The following is a 17,076-nucleotide window of genomic DNA, read 5'->3' on the forward strand; positions in this document are numbered from 1 at the left end:
CATCTGGAGTCTCCATGCCACCGAATGCGGACGTCGGCGTTCCCAACATCGCTCGGATCTACGACGCGATGCTCGGCGGCAAGGACAACTTCGCCGCCGACCGGGAGGCCGCCCGGCGGCTGAGCGAGGTCGAGCCGATGTCGGCCATGTACGCGCGGCAGCACCGGGCCTTCATCGGCCGGGCCGTGCGGCTGATGGCCGAATGCGGAGTCCGCCAGTTCCTCGATATCGGCACCGGCCTCCCCACCATGGACAACGTCCACCAGATCGCGCACCGGCACGCGCCCGGCTCCCGCGTCGTGTACGCCGACAACGACCCGGCCGTCTGCGCCCACGCCCGCGCGCTGCTGGCCGGCGACCCCGGCACGGTCGCGGTCATCGAGGAGGACCTCCGCGACCCCGAGCGGATCCTGGCCCACCGCGACACCCGGCGGCTCATCGACTTCGGCGAGCCGCTCGGCATCCTGGTCACCGGCGTCCTGCACTTCGTCCCGGACGGCGACGATCCGCACGGGGCGATCGGGGTGCTCACCGAGGCGATGAGCTCCGGCGGCCACCTCGCCGTCTCCCACATCACCGACGAAGAGGTGCGCAGGACGCGGCCGTCCGACAACCGGTCCGGGCTCGCGGTGTTCGCCGAGAGCAACGCCCCGATGCGGCCGCGCAACCGCGCCGACATCGAGCGGTTCCTCGACGGCCTGGAGCCGCACGATCCCGGCCTGGTGTGCATCACGCGGTGGCGGTCGCGCAATCCCGCGGCCATCCCCGTCGACCTGCGCGACGTCTGGCTCGCGGCGGTGGCGCGCAAGCCCTGAGCCGCGCAGGCCCCTGAGCGGCGCGAAAAATGCCGGTCAGCGGGGCGTCACCGTCATCGGGAGGGACGCGAAGCCGCGCACGTAGGCCGAGTGCGGCCGGCTCCCCGCGGCCGGGTCGAGGTCGAAGCCGGCCAGCCGGGCCGCCATCTCCTCCAGCACGATCCGCGCCTCCAGCCTGGCCAGCGACGCGCCCAGGCAGTAGTGCGGGCCGCTGCCGAAGGTGGCCATCCGGCCGGTGTCCCGGTCGAGGTCGTACTCCTCGGGCCGCTCGAAGACGCGGGGGTCGCGGTTGGCCGACCCCGGGAGCAGCACGATCCGCGCGCCCTGCGGGATCCGGACGCCGTGCAGTTCGACGTCCTGCGTGAGGGTCCGGAGCTGGAGCGGGGCGGCGGTGTCGTAGCGCAGCGTCTCCTCGATCCAGTCGGGGACGCGGCCCGCGAACGCCTTGGCGCGCTGCGCGGGATGGCGCCACGCCCAGTACCAGGCGTTGCCGACGAGGTTGGCCGTGGTCTCGTTGCCCGCCCCGACCAGCAGGTGCAGGAACGCGATGATCTCGTCGTCGGTCAGCGGCTCCTCGTCCACCGCGGCGTCGAGCAGCGCGGAGGCGAGGTCGTCGCGGCGGCGCCCGCGCCGGTCGGCCACGAGCGCGGCGAAGTGCCCGACCAGTTCGAGCAGGGCCGCGACGCCGTCCGGGCCGATCTCCCGCGCCCCCGGCTCGCGGTGCAGCGCCGCGTCCGCCAGCCGCCGCACCTCGGCGCGGTCCGCCTCGGGGACGCCGACCAGCTCGGAGATGACGTCGGTGGGCAGCGGCGCCGCGATCGCGGCGACCAGGTCGAACGCGCGGCGCTCGAACGCCGCCTCGACATGGCGCCGGGCGATCTCGCGGATGCGCGGTTCGAGCTCCGCGATCCGCCGGGGGGTGAACACGCGGGACACGAGCCGGCGCATGCGGGTGTGCCGGGGCGGGTCCATCGCGATGAACGACATCGCCTCCCGGGCCTGCGGCCCCCAGGCCCGCCGCTCCAGCAGCGGCCCGTTGGCGCTGGAGAACCGCACGGGGTCGCGGAACGCGCCCACCACGTCGGCGTGCCGGGACAGCGCCCAGAAGTCCAGCGCCTCGTCGCGGAAGACCGGCGCCTCCTCGCGCAGCCGCGCGTACACCGGGTACGGATCGGCGTCGACCTCGTGGAAACCGTAGGGATCGAACGCAACGCCCACTTCTGGTCTCCCGCCATGTCCGCGTTCCCGCACAGTCTCGTCCGCGCCGCCGCCCGGCGCCAGACCATGATCGCTAAGGGCCGGAAACGGCCATCGCGGGCGCCGCCGCGGTCAGGAGTCGGCCAGGTCCTTGATGGCGCGCAGGGTCGGCTCGTCCCGCACGCCCGCGATCAGCAGGGTGGTGACGGGGCTGTCGCGCCAGAGCTGGAGCCGCTCCTTGATCCGGCCGATCGGGCCGAGCAGCGAGATCGCGTCCGCCAGCTCGTTCGGGACGGCCTTGACCGCCTCGTCGCGGCGGCCGGCGAGGAACAGCTCCTGGACGCGCTCGGCCTGCTCCGCGAAGCCGAGCCGGCCGATCAGGTCGAGATGGAAGTTGCGGTCCTTGGCGCCCATCCCGCCGATGTAGAAGGCGAGCGGGATCTTGGCGAACTCCAGGGCGGAGGCGAGGTCGTCGGTGACGATCGTGGTGACGGTCGCGGCGATCTCGAAGCCGTCCGGGCGGCCCGCCAGGGACGCGCCGAAGACGGAGTCGATCTGCTGCGGGTCGACGAACAGCGGCAGCCAGCCCTGCGCGATCTCGGCGGACATCGCGACGTTCTTCGGCCCCTCCGCGCCCAGGTAGACGGGGATCTCCGGCCGGACGGGGTGGGCGATCGACTTGAGCGGCTTCCCGAGGCCGGCCCCGCCGGGGCAGGGCAGCGGGTAGTGCGGGCCCTCGCTCGTCACCGGGGCCTCGCGGCGCCACACCTGCCGGACGATGTCGAGGTACTCGCGGGTGCGGGCGAGCGGCTTCGGGAACGGCTGCCCGTACCAGCCCTCGACGACCTGCGGGCCGGACGCGCCGAGGCCGAGGATCACCCGTCCGCCCGACAGCGCGTCCAGGGTGAGGGCGTGCATCGCGGTGGCCGCCGGGGTCCGCGCCGAGATCTGGACGACGGCGGTGCCGAGCTTGATCCGGGACGTTCGGGCGGCGTACCAGGCCAGCGGGGTGAACGCGTCCGAGCCGTACGCCTCGGCGGTGAACACCGAGTCGTACCCGCAGCGCTCGGCGGCCAGGACCGTCTCGGTCTGGTCGTCGGGGTCGCGCTGCCAGTAGCCGACGTTGATGCCGAGCTTGAGTTCCGCGGTCACGTTGCACCCTCCGGTTGTCGACGCACGGCGATACTAGAACAGGTTCTAGTTTCCCGGAAGAGGCGGGGACGGCCGGGGGCGGGCATGGGCGGGGGCCGCGGCGTGGCTCGCCGCGGCCCCCGGTCCATCGCTAGCTCTCCTTGATCGCGTCCAGCAGACCCCGCCAGGCGGACGGCGTCAGCACCAGGGCCGGGCCGGCCGGGTCCTTGGAGTCGCGCACCGCCCGGAGGTCGCGGGACAGGGGCGCCACCTCGACGCACTGGTCGCCGCTTCCACTGCGGGAGGACTTGCGCCAGACGGCGACGGTGAGTTCGCGCTGCAGGTTGGTCACGGGCTGCTCCTTGCTGCCTCGGCTATGAGGTGCGCGGAATCCTCGGGGGACATGGCGGCCGCTTCGATCCGATCGAAGCGGTACCTATGCTTCGCTATTTCCTCGGCGCTCTCAAGGTAAACGTCGCCCATAGTGCCCTCTACGTAGGCGATATCGGGGTCGGCGGGGTCTGGATACGACAATATGGTGAAACGTCCGTCAAGGCCCGCATGCGCGGCTGCCGTGTACGGAAGTACCTGAATCGTCACGGTTGGGTGGGTCTGGACGACGGTCGCGAGGGCGGCCAGCTGGGCGCGCATCACCTCCGCGCCGCCGATCGGGCGGTGCAGCACCGCCTCGTCGAAGATGACCTGGAGGCGCGGGGCGTCGGCGCGGTCCAGCAGCGCCTGCCTGATCTTGCGGGCGGCGATGCGGCGCTCGATGTCCTCCTGGGCGGGCAGCAGCCGGCCCGCCGTGATCACGGCGCGGGAGTACGGCTCGGTCTGCAGCAGCCCGTGGACGAGCTGGGGGTCCCAGGTGCGGATGTGGGAGGCCTCGTCCTCGAGCGCGACGTAGCTGCCGGCGAAGACGTCCTGGTAGGCCGTCCACCAGCCGCGCTGGCCGGCCTGCCGGGCGAGGGTGATGAGCGCGTCGCGATCCGGGCTCGGGACGCCGTAGAGGTCGAGGATGTCGGCGATGTCGCCGGGCTTCGGGCGGGTCTGGCTGGTCTCGAGGCGGGAGACGGTGGCCCGCGACCAGTCGAGCCGGTCCGCCACCTCCTGCAGGGTCAGGCCCTGCTCCTCGCGCAGCTTGCGGAGCTCTCGCGCGAGGCGGCGGCCACGGACGGTGGGGCGGTAGGTCATGGAAGTGGAGTCTTGCGACTCTCGACGCGCGTCACAACGCGATTGGCGAACCCGGCGGGAACGGCCGAGTAATTCCGGGAAGACGGTTGCGATCGTGAGAATCTCACGAGACGCTGTGTTGCGTGACCGCTCGGAGACCCACAGTGACGGGCCGGGCGGTCGCGCACCCGGGCACGTTGACCGCGGGAGGACCCGTGAAGAGCACGCCGGCCGAACTTTCGGCGCACACCGAAGCACTGACCACGACCGACGCCTTGACCATGTCCGACGCCTTGACGAGGCCCGATGCCTCGCCGGCGTCCGACGCCTTGCCGAGGCCCGACGCGATGACCAGGTCCCATGCCTTGACGGGGCCCGATGCCTTGACAGGGGCCGATGCCTTAACGGGGCCCGGCGCGATGGCGTCCGAACCGGCCGTGCCCGATGCCGGGGCGCCGGCCGGGGCGGAGGAGGTCCCCGCCGCCGAGAGCCCCCCGGGCGACGGCATGCCCGGCTGGGTGTGGGCCCTGCCGGGCGGCGCGGGCTGCGCCGGGCACGCCCGCCGCGTCCTGCGCGAGGCGCTCGCCTCACTCGGCGCGCCGCCGGGCGTGATCGCCGACGCGCAGCTCATGGTGAGCGAGCTGGCGACGAACGCCCACCAGCACGCGGGCGAGCACGGCCCCCACGAGCTGTGGCTGTACCGCGGCGGCCAGTGCGCCCGGGAGTTCCGCTGCGCGGTCTTCGACGCGTTCGCCGACGCCGCGTTGCCCGGCTACTCGTGGACGTCCGGCGACTGCGGGCGCGGGCTGAGCATCGTCCGGGAGCTGTCCGGCGGGCGCTGGGGGACGCGGCGCACGCTCTCCCGGCTCGGCCCGCCCGTCCGCGGCAAGGCCGTCTGGTTCGCCCTGCCGGGCGGCAACGCCGCGCTGCCCCGCTGACCCCCTGGCCCCCTGCCCCTCGACCCCCGCCCGGCGGCGTCAGCCGTTCTCCAGCGCGGGGCCGATGTCGCTGACCATCGTCTGCAATGACCGGGCGAGCAGCGTGTGGACCTGCTCGCGGTCGAGCGTCTTCTCCTGCAGCCACTGGCGCGTCGCCGCGTCCACCAGCCCGGTGTAGACGCGCAGGACGGCCCGCAGCGTCTCCGTCGGCTCCGGCACCCGCAGGATGGCCAGCATGTGCTTGACCGCCTCGTCCTTGAACCGGTTGACGATCCGCAGGAGCTCCGGGTCCTGGCCGAAGCCCTCGGCGTCCAGCGCCGCGAACCAGGTCGTCGCGTTCCGCTCGGCGGTGTCCAGGAAGAGGTTCACCAGCAGCTCGACGGACTCGGGCAGCGTCAGCCGGCCGTCCGGCGGGGGGACCTGCATCGCGGCGGACGCCGTCAGCCCGTGGACGACCTTGAGGAACAGCTCCCGCTTCGTCCCGAAGTAGTAGTGGATCAGGCCGCGCTGGACGCCGGTCTCCCGCGCGATGGCGGCCGTGGACACCTCGGAGTACGGCAGCTCGGTGAACATCCGCCGGGCGACGTCCAGGATCTGGGCACGCCGTTCGTCCGGGGACAGGCGCTGGTAGCTCACCGCGACAGCCTATTCTGTGCGGGCGGCCCGCGCTGTGCGGGCGGCGTGAGGGGAGGGCGCGTGACCGCCTTCGAGGGGACCGTGCGCCTGGTGGGCGAGCGGCTCGTCCTCCGCCCGTTCTGCCTGGACGACGCCGCCGTGCTGATCGAGGTGATCCGCGCCCGGGAGGACTTCCTGCCGCCCAACTTCCCGACCGCCCTGGAGGCCGAGCCCATCGCGTGGTTCCTCCGGGAGGGCGTCCACCGGATCCAGCATTTCGGCCTGGGCGTCCATCTCGCGGTGACGGAGCGGTACACGGGCGACCTCGTCGGCACCATCGGCCTGTTCAAGGTGGACTGGACGCATCTGACGTCCGAGGTCGGCTACGGGATGCGGCCAAGCGCGCGCGGGCGCGGCTACGCCACCGAGGCACTGGGCCTGGTGTCCGAGTGGGCGCTGCACGATCGCGGGCTGCACCGGGTGGAACTCCGCGCGATGGTCACCAACCGCGCCTCGATCCGCGTCGCCGAGAAGGCCGGCTACCTGCGCGAGGGCGTCGCACGCGGCGCCGAGCGCGACTCCGGGGGGATCAGCCGCGACATGATCGTCTTCAGCCGGATCGCGACCGATCCGCCGCCGCGCGGCGTGCCGCGGCCGCATCCGGGCGGCGCCTCCGCGAGGCTCGTCGCCGGCGACGAGGAGGGACGGTACCAGTGACCGCTACGGGCCAGACGCTCGTGATGTACGGGGAGGGCGCCCGCGAGGCCGCCCGCAGGATGCTGCCGAAGGAGCCGGAGGCGTGCTTCGTCCCGGCCGGCGCCCCGCCGGTCCGCGAGACGGTCGCGGCCGCGGTCAAGGACGGGGTCGCGCAGATCGTCCTGGTCGCGGGCATGGCCGAGCAGGTCGCCGTGCTGGGCGGCGCGCCGGGCCCGCTGGAGTCGATCACGCTCGACATGGACTGCGGGGTCGCGCTGGCCGGCGAGGTGTCGCGGGCGGCGACGGTCCGCGACGCCTACGCGCTGTGGGAGGCCGCGGGCAGGCTCGGCCCGTGCGGGCGGGAGCTGTGCCGCCGTACGGCGGGGGAGCTGGAGCGCCTCGCCGCCGAGGCCGCCGGCGCGCCGGGCAGCCCGCTCGCCGCCCAGGTCGTCCTGCTGGACGCGGCCGGCGAGCGCATGATCGGCGTGTACGGCCGGATGGCCCGGTGAGCGGGTAGCGACGATGCTCACGGTCGTCGGCTGCGATGGTTCGCCGCTCTCCGCGGCGGCCGGCGCGGCGCTTGAGGGCGCCGCGCTGGTAGTGGGTGAGGCTCGGCTGCTGGAGGGCCTCCCCCTGCCGCCGGACGTCCGCCGCGTCGCCACAGCGGATCCGGTGGAGGCGCTGCAAGGGGTCGATGTCACCGAGCAGGACGTCGTGCTCCTCGTGGACGGAGACCCGGGCCACTTCGGCATCATGCGCGAACTCCTCGAACAGGGGCACGCGCCGGAGTCCTTCCCTGCGACGCCCTTGGTGGCGCGGGCTTTCGCTCAGGCCGATCTGCCCTGGGAGGACGCTCTCGTCGTGTCCGCCAGGGACGGGCATCTGAGACAGGCCGTGAACGCGTGCCGCGCCCATCCGAAGGTGGCCGTGCTGACCGGGCCCGGGGCGGGCCCGGCCGAGCTGGCGCGCGCGCTGTTCCCGGTCACTCCGCGTTCGTTCGTTGTCTGCGAGGACCTGGGCGGGCCCAGGGAGCGGGTCGTCTACGTCCGTCCGGCGGAGGCCACCACCCGTCCGTGGAACGACCCCGATGTGGTGCTCGTCCTCGACAACCGCCACGCCCTGGGTGAAGCGGGCTGGGTCTCGGGGCCTGTGCGGGCTCCGGCCGGGTGGGCGCTGCCCGCGGACGCGTTCGGCGTCGGCCCCGGCCCGCGTCCGGACGTCCGGGCCTTCGTCCTGGCCAGGCTCGGCCCCGGGGTCGGCGACATGGTGTGGGACGTGGAGTCCGGCGACGGCTCGGTGGGCATCGAGTGCGCGCGCTTCGGGGCGGCCGTGGTCGCCGTCGACCGCGACTACGCGGCCTGCGAGCGCGTCCGGCAGAACGTCCGCCTGCACGGGGTCAAGGTCGCGATGGCGTCCGGGGACATCAGGTCGAGCGCCGGCCATCTGCCCCGGCCCGACGCCGTGTTCCTCGGGCGGGGCGGGCCGGAGGACGTCCGGGCGTGCGCCGCGCTCAAGCCGGCCCGGATCGTCGCCGTCGCGGCGCCCGCCGACGCACAGGTCATACTGGACATCCTGGACGAGCAGGGCTACACCCCCGATGCCGTCCAGCTCCAGGCCGCCCGGCTGAACCCGCCGGAACGGCCCGGAGACCCGGTGGCCGTCGTCTGGGGCGAACGGAACGCCCCGGCCCCGGTACGGCGGACGTCCCTGGCGAACCGTCCCATTGAGACGATTCCGGCCCTACCCGGCGAGCCGGACCTACCTCCCAGCCCGGACGTACCTCACCGCAAGGCGTGAAACCCTGGTAACCCGTCCGGAGGCAAGCATCCGGAGCACTGGAGGAGCGCAGTTGACCGTCCGTCAGCCCCACCCGATCGAGGTTCGGTCGTATGAGATCCTGCGGTCCCGCGTCGACCTGTCCCCGATGCCCCCGCTGTGGCGGGCCGTCGCCGAGCGGGTGATCCACGCCACCGCCGACCTGGAGTACGCGGTGGACCTGCTGACCCGGGAGGAGTCCCTCAACCAGGGCTGGGCCGCGCTGCGCGGCGGGGCTCCGATCGTCACCGACGAGGGCATGGTCGCCGCGGGGATCACCGCCCGCGAGACCATCTGCCACGCCGCCGACCCGGCCGCCGCCCGGATGGCGCGCGCCGCCGGCATCACCCGGTCCGCCGCCGCCGTCCGGCTGTCGTACTCCGAGGTCGGGCCGGGCGCGGTCTGGGTGGTCGGCTCCGCCCCCGAGGCCATCTTCGAGATCATCGCGCGCCGGGTCGGCCCGTCGCTGGTCATCGGCATGCCGGTCGGCTTCGTCGGCGCCTGCGAGGCCAAGGAGGCGCTGCGCGCCAGCGGGCTGCCGCAGCTCAGCAACGTGTCGGAGAAGGGCGGGTCCGCGGTCGCGGCCGCGGCCGTCAACGCGCTCCTGTACTACGAGCCGGAGCGGTACGAGGCCGGGCAGTACGAGGCCGGGCACTACGAGGCGGGCCGCCCATGAACGTCGACCTGCGCCATCACGGGGACGCGGAGGTCGGCGGAGGGCTCGCCGACTTCGCCGTCAACGTCCGGACGAGCACGCCCCCCGAGTGGCTCGCCGCGCGGATCCGGGCGTCCGTCGCCGACCTCGCCGCCTACCCCGACCCGCGCCGGGCCCGCCGGGCGGTCGCGCGGCGGCACGGCAGGTCCGTCGAGGAGGTGCTGCTGACCGCCGGCGCCGCGGAGGCGTTCGTCCTGCTCGCGCGGGTCCTCGCGCCGCGCCGGGCGGTGGTCGTGCATCCGCAGTTCACCGAGCCCGAGGCCGCGCTGCGGGCCGCCGGGCACGAGGTGGAGCGGATGATCCTCAGCAAGGACTTCACCCTCGATCCGGGGCTCGTCCCGGAGGACGCCGACCTCGTCGTGGTCGGCAACCCGACCAACCCCACCTCGGTGCTGCATCCGGCCGAGGCGGTCGCCGGCCTCGCCAGGCCCGGCCGGACGGTCGTCGTGGACGAGGCGTTCATGGACTGCGTCCCAGGCGAACCGGAGTCCCTCGCCAGCCGCCTCCCCACCGGCGTCGTGGTCGTCCGTTCGCTGACCAAGACATGGGGGCTCGCCGGGCTCCGCGCGGGCTACATCCTGGCCGACCCCCACTTGGTGGGACGGCTCACAGAAGCGCAGCCGCTCTGGGCGGTGTCCACGCCCGCGCTCGTCGCCGTCGAAGCGTGCTCCGCACCCGAGGCCGTCGCCGAGGCGGAGGCATGGGCCGTCGAACTCGGCAGCGAACGCGACCGGCTCTCCGCGGAACTGAGCGGACGCGGCCTCTACGTCGTCCCCGAAGCGCGAGCGTCGTTCCTGTGCCTGTGCGTGCCGGACGCCCTCGGCATCAGGGCCCTGCTAAGGCAGCGCGGGTACGCCGTCAGGCGCGGCGACACGTTCCCAGGGCTCGGCTCCGACTGGCTGCGCATCGCCGTGCGCGACCGCCCGTCCAATGACCGGCTGCTGGAAGTGCTCGGTGAACTCGGTATCTGACCCCCGAAAGGATTCTGTGGACCTGATCGACGAGACCATCGCCGCCGTCCGCCCGCTGGACGAGGCCGCCATGCGGGACGCCCGCGACCACCAGGCGCGGCTCACCAAGCCGCCCGGCTCCCTCGGCGTCCTGGAGGAGGTGTCGGTCAGGCTCGCCGGGCTGGCCGGGCAGTGCCCGCCGCCGCTGCCCGAGCCCGCCGCCGTCGCCGTGTTCGCCGCCGACCACGGCGTCCACGCCCAGGGCGTCACCCCGTGGCCGCAAGAGGTCACGGCGCAGATGGTGGCCAACTTCCTGGCCGGCGGCGCCGTGGTCAACGCCTTCGCCGCCCAGGTCGGCGCCCGGGTCAGCGTGGTCGACGTCGGCGTCGCCACCGAACTGGACGCGACCGGGCCGGACACCGCGCCCCGCCTTCTCCAGCGCAAGATCGCCCCCGGCACGGCGGACATGACGGCCGGGCCCGCGATGACCGCCGACGAGGCCCGCCGCGCCGTCGGGACCGGCATCGAGGTCGCGCGCGAGCTGGCGGCCCAGGGCGCGCGGTGCCTGATCACCGGGGACATGGGGATCGCCAACACCACGGCGTCCGCCGCGCTGATCGCCGCGTTCACCGGGCTGCCGCCGGAGGACGTCACCGGCCGCGGCACCGGCATCGACGACGCCACCCACGCGCACAAGGTCGAGGTCGTCCGGGCGGCCCTCGCCCGGCACGGGCTCGCGGCCGGGCACGGCAGGCCCCCGATGGAGGTCCTCGCGGCGGTCGGCGGGCTGGAGCACGCCGCGATCGCCGGCTTCGTCCTCGGCGCGGCCGCGCTGCGCGTCCCGGTCGTCCTCGACGGGGTGATCGCGGGCGCCGCGGCCCTGGTCGCGGCCGCGCTGTGCCCGGACGCGCTCGGCGGATGCGTCGCCGGGCACCGCTCGGCCGAGCCCGGCCACGCCGCCGCCGTGCGGGCCCTCGGCCTGCGCCCGCTCGTCGACCTGGAGCTCCGGCTCGGCGAGGGGACCGGCGCGCTGCTGGCGTTGCCGCTGGTCCAGGGCGCGGTCCGGGTCCTGCACGAGGTCGCCACGTTCGACTCGGCGGGCGTGAGCGACAAGTCCGGCGGGTCCGGAGAGGACGGATCCGGACGGCCGTAACAACGTGATCACGGGTTGAGTCCGCTCGGCTATCGACTGGGCCGAGCCCCTCTCCACGGACTCCATAACCCGAGTACCTTTATTCCACAAAGACACTTGCCGGTCACCGTCGTCCGCAAGGTCCCGACCGCGAGCAACCGCACGTCAGCCGCCCACCGCCACCGACCGAGAGAACCGTCACGTGCCCCCGTACCTGCTTGGCCTGCGACTCGGCGGGCGACGCGTCCTCGTCGTCGGCGGGGGCCGGGTCGCCCAGCGCCGCGTGCCCGCGCTGCTGGACGCGGGCGCCGACGTCGTCCTGGTCTCGCCCGACGTCACCGCCGCCTTGCAGGGCCTCGCCGAACGCGGCCGGATCACCTGGCGCCGGCGGCGCTACGAGCGCGGCGACTGCGCGGGCGCCTGGCTGGTGCAGGCCGTCACCGACGACGCCGAGGTCAACGGGGACGTGGTCGCGGAGGCCGACGCCGCGCGGATCTGGGCGGTCCGCGCCGACGACGCCGAGTCGTCCCCGGCCTGGACGCCCGCGAGCGGGCACGCGGGCGACGCGACCGTCGGCGTCCTGCTCGGCGGCGACCCCCGGCGCGCGGCCGGCATCCGCGACGCCGTGGTGGCGGGGCTCCGCGACGGCGCCCTCGAATCCCGGCACTCCCGGCGCAAGCCCGCCGGCGTCGCGCTCGTCGGCGGCGGTCCCGGCGACCCCGGCCTGATCACCGTGCGCGGGCGGCAGCTGCTCGCCATGGCCGACGTCGTCGTCGCCGACCGGCTCGCCCCCGGCGGCCTGCTGGACGAGCTGGCCGCCGACGTCGAGGTGATCGACGCCGCCAAGATCCCCTACGGGCGGACGGTCGCCCAGGACCGCATCAACGAGTACCTGGTCGAGCACGCGAAGGCGGGCCGTTTCGTCGTCCGGCTCAAGGGCGGCGACCCGTTCGTGTTCGGGCGGGGCGGCGAGGAGGCCCTGCACTGCGCCCGCAACGGCGTCCCGGTCACGGTCGTCCCCGGCGTCACCAGCGCGGTCGCCGTGCCGTCCGCCGCGGGCATCCCGGTCACCCACCGGGGCGTGTCGCAGGAGTTCCACGTCGTCTCCGCGCACGTCCCGCCCGGCCACCCCGACTCGACCGTCGACTGGGCGTCGCTGGGCGCCGCGAACGGCACGATCGTGTTGCTCATGGCGGTGGAGCGGATGGAACTCATCGCGGCGGCCCTCATGCGCTATGGTCGACCGTCCGACACGCCGGTGGCCGTGGTGCAGGACGGCACTCTGCCCGGCCAGCGGGCGCTGACGGCGACGCTGGGCACGGTGGCCGGCGCGATGGCCGCCGGTGAGGTCCGGCCCCCGGCGATCGTGGTCGTCGGCGACGTGGTGACCGTGGCACGAGAGATCGACACGATTCGAGCGGACATGGGACGGGATCCGTGACACCCCCGGCAGAGCGAAGCGCGGTCCACGACGAAGAGGCCGCCGGCCAGGGACGCGGGATCGCAGACTCCGCACCCGGCCAGGACGCCATGCCCGAGAGGGACGCCGTGCCCGACAAGGACACCCCAGACACCCCCGAGACGACCCCCGACCCCCCCGAGAAGACCGCCGCGTCCGGCAAGGCCAGGAGCGGCCGGCGGCGCGCCCCGCGCACCGGCGGCGCGACCGGCGGCGCGACCGTCCGGCAGGGCGAGCTGATCCGGGCGCTGACCGCGCTGCGCGAGCAGCTCGGCGCGTTCGACCTGCTGCTGGACGTCCCCGGCGTCGAGGAGGCCCGCGAGGCCCGCGACGAGCTGCGCGGCCAGCTGGAGGACTACGTCCTCCCGCGCATCCAGGCCGCGGGCACCCCCCTGCTCGTGGTGCTCGGCGGGTCGACGGGCGCGGGCAAGTCCACACTGGTCAACACGCTCGTCGGCTCCCGGGTGAGCGCCACCGGCGTGCTGCGCCCGACGACCAGCAGCCCCATCCTGGTCTGCCACCCCGACCACACGGAGTGGTTCATGGAGGGGCCCATGCTGCCCGGCATGGGCAGGGTCCGCGGCCCCGCGCCCGACGCCATCGCCGGCGACCAGCTGGTCATCATCGGCAGCGACGTCCTCCCGCCCGGCCTCGCCCTCCTCGACAGCCCCGACTTCGACTCCGTCTTCGAAGACCACTACGAGTTCGCCACCAAGCTCATGGCCGCCGCCGACCTCTGGCTGTGCGTCACCACCGCGGCCCGCTACGCCGACGCCCAGGTGTGGCAGATGCTCCAGCGCGCCAAGGAGAACGGCGCCACGATCGGCGTCATCCTGTCCCGCGTCCCGGACGGCGCCGGCGAGGAGGTCGTCGAGCACTTCGGCGAGATGCTGGACGAGCACGAGGTCGGCGACGCGCAGCGCTTCACCATCCCCGAGACCCGCATCGAGAACAGCCGGCTCCCCGAGGAGACCGTCGAGAACATCCGCGACTGGCTCACCGGCGTCGCCGAGGACGCCGATGACCGCGAGATCGTCGTCAGCGACACCCTCGCCTCCGTCCTGGACAGCCTCCGCACCCGCGTCCCCGAGCTGGCCCGGCAGGTCGAGGCGCAGGTCGAGCGGCGCGGCGAGCTGGCCCGCGAGGTCGAGTCCGGGTACGGCACCGCCCTCGCCGAACTGGACGAGGCCACCCGCAACGGCTCGCTGCTGCGCGGCGAGGTGCTCGCCCGCTGGCAGGACTTCGCCGGCACCGGCGACCTGCTGAAGGCCCTGCACGTCCAGCGGTCCCGGCGCGGCCGGGCCGGCGGGCGGCGCGCGGGCCGGCGCAGCCCCGTCCGCGTCCGCGCGCTCAAGGCGGCGCTGCGCAGCGGGCTCGAATCGCTGATCATGGCGTCCGCCGAGCACGGCGCCGAGGACGTCATCGCGCGCTGGCGCGCCCACCCGGCCGGGCGGCAGGTCCTCGCCGGGACGGACGCCGACCTCGCGCACGTCTCCCCGGAGCTGTCCCGCCGCGTCACCCGCGCCGTCAGCTCCTGGCAGGACCACGTCCAGGAGCTGATCCGCACCGAGGGCGTCACCAAGCGCTCGGTCGCGAAGCTCGTCTCGTTCGACACCGAGGCGGTCTCGCTCGTCCTGACGATCGGCCTGCTCGGCTACGGCACCTCCGACGTGGCCGTCGAGGGCGGCAACAGCGCCGTCCCGCAGCGGCTGCTGAAGGCGCTGTTCGGCGCCGAGTCGCTGCGCGGCATGGGCGCCAAGGCCCGCGCCGACCTGCGCAGCCGCATCGGGATGCTGTTCGACGAGGAGGCCATCCGGTTCGGGCAGGTGCTCGACTCGGCGGGCATCCCGGACGAGACCGTCCCCGTCCAGCTGTACCAGGCCACCTACAACCTCGAGGTTGCCCGATGACCACCTCGGCCATCCCCGCGAACTCGCCGGCGGGAACCGGCGGGTTCCCGACCCTCGGCGAGCCCGCCCCCGCCGCCGCCGCGCCCACCGGCCCGCCCGCCCTGGTCGACCGGCTGGGCGCCCTCGAACGGCTCGTCCAGGCCGGCTTCGGGCGGCTCGACCAGCCCGTCCTGGACGACGCCGGGGCGTTGCTCGACCGGGCCGGCCAGCGGCTGCGGCTGTCCGGCGACCACACCGTGGTGACCCTCGCCGGCGGCACCGGCAGCGGCAAGTCCTCCCTGTTCAACGCCATCTGCGGGCTCGAACTCTCGCCCACCGGGCTGCGCCGCCCGATGACGTCCCAGGCGCACTCCTGCGTCTGGGGGCTGGACGGCGCCGGGCCGCTGCTCGACTGGCTCGACGTCGACAAGCGGCACCGCTACGCCCGGGCCAGCGCCCTCGACCTGGAGCGCGCCGACACCGGCATGCAGGGCCTCGTCCTGATCGACCTGCCCGACCACGACTCGATCCAGGCCGTCCACCGCGCCGAGGTCGACCGGTTCGTCACCATCGCCGACCTCCTCGTCTGGGTCGTCGACCCGCAGAAGTACGCCGACGCCGCCCTGCACCGCAACTACATCGTCCCGTTCGCCCGGCACAACGGCGTCACCCTGATCGTCCTCAACCAGGTCGACCGGCTCGCCCCGCACGAGATCGACGACTGCGTCGCCGACCTGCGCCGCCTCCTGGAGGCCGAGGGCCTCGCCGACCCGCGGATCGTGACGACCTCCGCCGTCGCCGAGGACGGCGTGCACGGCTTCCGCGACGTCCTCGTCGACACCGTCGCGGCCCGCCGCGCCCGCACCGAGCGGCTGTCCGCCGACGTCGACCGGGTCGCCGAGCGGTTCACCGCCTACCGCTTCGACGCCGAGCCGCCCACCACCGTCGACGAGGGCCACCGCGCCGAGCTGATCCAGGCCCTGACCGACGCCGCGGGCGCGCCCGCCGTCGCCGAGGCCATGGAGAGCGCCTACGAGCTGCGCGCCGCCGACTTCGTCGGCTGGCCCGTCACCGCCATCGTCAACCGGCTCCGCTCGGACCCGCTGCGCCGGATGCGCCTCACCGAGCTGCGCGAGGAGCTCCGCAACGCCTTCACCGGCCCGATCGGCGCCCAGCAGGGCGACGTCGACAACGCGCTCCAGGGCGTCACCGAGGGCCTGACCCCCGAACTCCCGACCCACTGGGGGCGCTCCGTCCGCGCGGCGGCCCGCTCCCACGCGACCGAGATCCCCGAATCGCTCGGCGAGTCGCTCAAGGACGCCCTGCCCACCTTCAACGCGGTGCCGCGCTGGTGGTGGCTGGTCAAGACCTGGCAGTACTTCCTCGTCCTGGTCGCCGTCCTCAGCGTCGTGTGGATCGGCTTCCTCGTCGCCTACGGCCTGCTCGGCGCGGGCGGCGACGACCCGGGCGGCCTCATCGGCCAGGCGGGGCTGATCCCGTACGTCGCCGTCCTGGTCGTCTGCACGCTCGGGATGGGGTGGCTCACCGCGTCCGCCTGCCGCAACCTGGTCGCGCTGTCGTCCGCCAAACACGGCGACAAGATGGAGCACCACATGCGGCAGGGGATCGAGCGCGTCGCGTTCGAGAAGGTCGTCGAACCCATCGAGGACGATCTGGACGTCTACACCCGCTTCCGCCAGGACGTCGACGTCGCCCTCGGCTGAGTTATCCACAATTCCGCGACCCCCTGCCGGGCGGGGCGCCGCTGCGTCACCGTTGACCGCGTAAGCGAGACAACGGAGGTCGCAGTGAACGAGGCACATGTCACCATCACCGGCTGGGTCGCCGCGGAGCCCCGCTACGCCGTGACGGCCAACGGAACGCCCTTCCTGTCGTTGCGGGTCGGCTGCACACCCCGGCGCTTCGACCGGCAGGCCAACCAGTGGCAGGACGAAGAGGCCCTGTTCCTGACCGTCAACTGCTGGCGCAACCTCGCCGAGAACGTCAACGCGTCCGAACTCCGGCGCGGCACCCCGGTCCTGCTGACCGGCCGCCTCCGAATACGCCAGTACGAGCGCGACGACCAGTGGCGCTTCTCCGCCGAGGTCGAAGCCACCACCCTGGGCCCCGACCTGAACCGGGGCACCATCGACTTCCGCCCCGCCCAGCGCAGCGGCCCCCTCACCGACGAAGACCGCCAACTCGCCCGCGACGCCGCCGACCAATGGGCGCTGGCCGCCCCCGCCGAAGAGGACGAACCCAAGGCCGCCTGACCCCGGAAGATCAAGGCCCCGGCCTTCGGCTTTTTGTCGCGGGTCGAGGGCGAGCCCCGAGCCGCGCAGCCACCGTCACCGCGTCCGGGCTGACTCACGAAGCAGGCCAGAGAGGCGGCCAAAGGCCGTCCGTTCCCGGCCGATCCGGCGGACGACCTGGGAGTGGGGTGTGGTCGCGGGATGGCGTGAGGGGGAGCGGGGGAGCGGGGGCGTGGCCGGCGTGGTCGCCGGTCGGCGCCCCCGCACCGTCGGGGTTCTGCGGCCTGGTCAGATCCAGG

17 protein-coding genes are annotated in these 17,076 nt (G+C 74.2%); 12 read left to right on the forward strand and 5 right to left on the reverse strand.

Annotated features, from left to right (window positions below):
* Window positions 1–14 precede the first annotated feature (14 nt).
* Complete coding sequence (locus ACA511_RS13110) at window positions 15–815, forward strand: SAM-dependent methyltransferase (protein ID WP_375024448.1); 801 nt, start codon at window positions 15–17, stop codon at window positions 813–815.
* 36 nt (window positions 816–851) lie between these two features.
* Here ACA511_RS13110 and ACA511_RS13115 read toward each other — a convergent pair whose 3' ends face one another.
* From ACA511_RS13115 to ACA511_RS13130, 4 genes are all read right to left on the reverse strand, one after another.
* Entirely contained in the window at window positions 852–2,033 is a 1,182-nt protein-coding gene (locus ACA511_RS13115; RefSeq protein ID WP_375024449.1) for a cytochrome P450, read from the reverse strand.
* A gap of 111 nt (window positions 2,034–2,144) precedes the next feature.
* Window positions 2,145–3,164 (reverse strand): LLM class F420-dependent oxidoreductase, encoded by a 1,020-nt coding sequence (locus ACA511_RS13120; RefSeq protein WP_375024450.1) that lies wholly within the window; start codon window positions 3,162–3,164, stop codon window positions 2,145–2,147.
* A gap of 130 nt (window positions 3,165–3,294) precedes the next feature.
* Window positions 3,295–3,495, reverse strand: a complete 201-nt coding sequence (locus ACA511_RS13125; RefSeq protein ID WP_375024451.1) for a DUF397 domain-containing protein — start codon at window positions 3,493–3,495, stop codon at window positions 3,295–3,297.
* Window positions 3,492–4,337 (reverse strand): helix-turn-helix domain-containing protein, encoded by an 846-nt coding sequence (locus tag ACA511_RS13130; RefSeq protein ID WP_375024452.1) that lies wholly within the window; start codon window positions 4,335–4,337, stop codon window positions 3,492–3,494. Before ACA511_RS13130 ends, ACA511_RS13125 begins: the two co-directional genes overlap by 4 nt.
* Before the next feature lie 398 nt (window positions 4,338–4,735).
* Between ACA511_RS13130 and ACA511_RS13135 the strand changes: the two genes are divergently transcribed.
* On the forward strand, window positions 4,736–5,254 hold the full coding sequence (locus ACA511_RS13135) for an ATP-binding protein (protein ID WP_375024453.1): 519 nt from the start codon (window positions 4,736–4,738) through the stop codon (window positions 5,252–5,254).
* A gap of 39 nt (window positions 5,255–5,293) precedes the next feature.
* Here ACA511_RS13135 and ACA511_RS13140 read toward each other — a convergent pair whose 3' ends face one another.
* Window positions 5,294–5,890, reverse strand: coding sequence for a TetR/AcrR family transcriptional regulator (locus ACA511_RS13140; RefSeq protein ID WP_375024454.1), 597 nt, complete (start codon window positions 5,888–5,890; stop codon window positions 5,294–5,296).
* Window positions 5,891–5,950: 60 nt separating this feature from the next.
* On the opposite strand from ACA511_RS13140, the gene ACA511_RS13145 reads away from it, so the two are divergent.
* The 10 genes from ACA511_RS13145 (at window position 5,951) to ACA511_RS13190 (ending at window position 16,798) form a co-directional block, all read left to right on the forward strand.
* Complete coding sequence (locus ACA511_RS13145; RefSeq protein ID WP_375024455.1) at window positions 5,951–6,586, forward strand: GNAT family N-acetyltransferase; 636 nt, start codon at window positions 5,951–5,953, stop codon at window positions 6,584–6,586.
* A complete protein-coding gene (locus ACA511_RS13150) occupies window positions 6,583–7,074 on the forward strand; it encodes a hypothetical protein (protein WP_375024457.1) in 492 nt (163 codons plus the stop codon). Before ACA511_RS13145 ends, ACA511_RS13150 begins: the two co-directional genes overlap by 4 nt.
* A gap of 13 nt (window positions 7,075–7,087) precedes the next feature.
* Window positions 7,088–8,362 (forward strand): precorrin-6Y C5,15-methyltransferase (decarboxylating) subunit CbiT, encoded by a 1,275-nt coding sequence (locus ACA511_RS13155; RefSeq protein ID WP_375024458.1) that lies wholly within the window; start codon window positions 7,088–7,090, stop codon window positions 8,360–8,362.
* A 52-nt stretch (window positions 8,363–8,414) separates the two neighbouring features.
* Window positions 8,415–9,056, forward strand: a complete 642-nt coding sequence (locus ACA511_RS13160) for a precorrin-8X methylmutase (RefSeq protein ID WP_375024459.1) — start codon at window positions 8,415–8,417, stop codon at window positions 9,054–9,056.
* Window positions 9,053–10,066, forward strand: a complete 1,014-nt coding sequence (gene cobC, locus ACA511_RS13165; protein ID WP_375024461.1) for an Rv2231c family pyridoxal phosphate-dependent protein CobC — start codon at window positions 9,053–9,055, stop codon at window positions 10,064–10,066. Before ACA511_RS13160 ends, cobC begins: the two co-directional genes overlap by 4 nt.
* A gap of 16 nt (window positions 10,067–10,082) precedes the next feature.
* Window positions 10,083–11,198, forward strand: coding sequence for a nicotinate-nucleotide--dimethylbenzimidazole phosphoribosyltransferase (gene cobT, locus ACA511_RS13170; RefSeq protein ID WP_375024462.1), 1,116 nt, complete (start codon window positions 10,083–10,085; stop codon window positions 11,196–11,198).
* Window positions 11,199–11,379: 181 nt separating this feature from the next.
* Window positions 11,380–12,618 (forward strand): uroporphyrinogen-III C-methyltransferase, encoded by a 1,239-nt coding sequence (gene cobA / locus ACA511_RS13175; protein WP_375024463.1) that lies wholly within the window; start codon window positions 11,380–11,382, stop codon window positions 12,616–12,618.
* An 89-nt stretch (window positions 12,619–12,707) separates the two neighbouring features.
* Entirely contained in the window at window positions 12,708–14,546 is a 1,839-nt protein-coding gene (locus ACA511_RS13180; RefSeq protein WP_375024465.1) for an AAA family ATPase, read from the forward strand.
* On the forward strand, window positions 14,543–16,249 hold the full coding sequence (locus tag ACA511_RS13185; protein ID WP_375024466.1) for a GTPase family protein: 1,707 nt from the start codon (window positions 14,543–14,545) through the stop codon (window positions 16,247–16,249). Before ACA511_RS13180 ends, ACA511_RS13185 begins: the two co-directional genes overlap by 4 nt.
* Before the next feature lie 84 nt (window positions 16,250–16,333).
* Window positions 16,334–16,798: a single-stranded DNA-binding protein gene (locus ACA511_RS13190; protein ID WP_375024467.1), complete on the forward strand. Its 465-nt coding sequence runs from the start codon at window positions 16,334–16,336 to the stop codon at window positions 16,796–16,798.
* Window positions 16,799–17,076: the final 278 nt, after the last annotated feature.

Origin of the sequence: Actinomadura sp. GTD37 (genome assembly GCF_041951365.1) — a bacterium.
GTDB lineage: Bacteria > Actinomycetota > Actinomycetes > Streptosporangiales > Streptosporangiaceae > Spirillospora.

Excerpts from the sequence above, each read along its gene's own strand:
- ACA511_RS13110 (WP_375024448.1), top strand. The coding sequence starts at position 15 with ATGCCACCGAATGCGGACGTCGGCGTTCCCAACATCGCTCGGATCTAC.
- ACA511_RS13130 (WP_375024452.1), bottom strand. The coding sequence starts at position 4,337 with ATGACCTACCGCCCCACCGTCCGTGGCCGCCGCCTCGCGCGAGAGCTC.
- ACA511_RS13135 (WP_375024453.1), top strand. The coding sequence starts at position 4,736 with ATGGCGTCCGAACCGGCCGTGCCCGATGCCGGGGCGCCGGCCGGGGCG.
- ACA511_RS13155 (WP_375024458.1), top strand. The coding sequence starts at position 7,088 with ATGCTCACGGTCGTCGGCTGCGATGGTTCGCCGCTCTCCGCGGCGGCC.
- cobC (WP_375024461.1), top strand. The coding sequence starts at position 9,053 with ATGAACGTCGACCTGCGCCATCACGGGGACGCGGAGGTCGGCGGAGGG.
- ACA511_RS13180 (WP_375024465.1), top strand. The coding sequence starts at position 12,708 with ATGCCCGAGAGGGACGCCGTGCCCGACAAGGACACCCCAGACACCCCC.
- ACA511_RS13185 (WP_375024466.1), top strand. The coding sequence starts at position 14,543 with ATGACCACCTCGGCCATCCCCGCGAACTCGCCGGCGGGAACCGGCGGG.